We start from the raw sequence: 857 nt of genomic DNA, 5'->3' as shown, positions 1-857 counted from the left end.
ATCCACTGCGCCAGGTCGCGTTTGACCTCGGCAAGGTCGCGCCGGTCGTAGAACCATCTGAGCTCCATCAGGCAATCGTCGTCGATCTTGCGCGGCACGTAGTCGAGCGCGTTTCTGAGGAAGTGCACGTAGCAGCGCTGCCAGACCGCCTCGGGCAGCACTTCGCGGATTGCCGCCGGCGAGCCCGCTTGAGCTCTGTCACGAACTCGCGCCGCTGTAGAGCGGGATTGAGATAATTGCTTTCGGTTATCCCGGTAAGCCTCATGGGAGCCGGTCTAGGGCCTCCGCAACTTTTACTCTCAGTTGTGCTTCGTCAACATAGAATCTAGGATTCTCTCTAATCAAGCTGATATCGGAAGTGTATGAGTCAATGTCAGCAAAGATCTCATCTATCACCTTAAACTCCTGCTCTGGGATGGCTCGCGTCTCATCCTTAAATTTCTTTAAGTAAATTTCTACCAACTTAGGAGCATCTATTTCCCTTGCGAGAAAGGTTTCAACCAACGCACGATATTCGCCAGATACGCTGCTCATAGTCCGCCTCCCAGTTTTCCGGTCGTCAAGACATATTCTAACTGCTTGGGACTGAGCTTCCATCCAGACAGGAGATTTCCTGAACTATCGCGAATGACATTCAAGCCGGTTTGCGGGTCGACGAAGTGCGTTACTGATTGCCCTTGATAAGCTCCTTGGATGGCCTGCGTCATCTCGGCCTCCAAAGCCTCCTGCACCACAATCTGCAAGACCTTGCGAAAGCCGTCCTCATCCGACGACAGCAACGCTTTCAACTCGCCTCTGCTCAGTCTAACGTCTCGATTGGTCATGGCACTTCCCCTTCCACGGGAATCGGTGATCGC

Annotated in this window: 2 protein-coding genes and 1 pseudogene; all 3 read right to left on the bottom strand. The window is 53.3% G+C overall.

Features of this window, described 5'->3' with window-relative positions; genetic code table 11:
- Positions 1 to 188, bottom strand: a pseudogene (locus NKI39_RS34205) (transposase); the annotation flags it as partial.
- A gap of 73 nt (positions 189 to 261) precedes the next feature.
- Positions 262 to 534, bottom strand: a complete 273-nt coding sequence (locus NKI39_RS34200; protein WP_352474379.1) for a colicin immunity domain-containing protein — start codon at positions 532 to 534, stop codon at positions 262 to 264.
- Positions 531 to 857: colicin D domain-containing protein (locus NKI39_RS34195; RefSeq protein ID WP_352837567.1), on the bottom strand; the 327-nt coding region annotated here is incomplete at its 5' end. The genes NKI39_RS34200 and NKI39_RS34195, both read right to left, overlap by 4 nt.

Source organism: Mesorhizobium sp. M0664, assembly GCF_040320565.1.
Taxonomy (GTDB): Bacteria; Pseudomonadota; Alphaproteobacteria; order Rhizobiales; family Rhizobiaceae; genus Mesorhizobium.
Note: the sequence above shows the minus strand (reverse complement) of the source record. Positions and strands in the feature narration are given on the sequence as shown.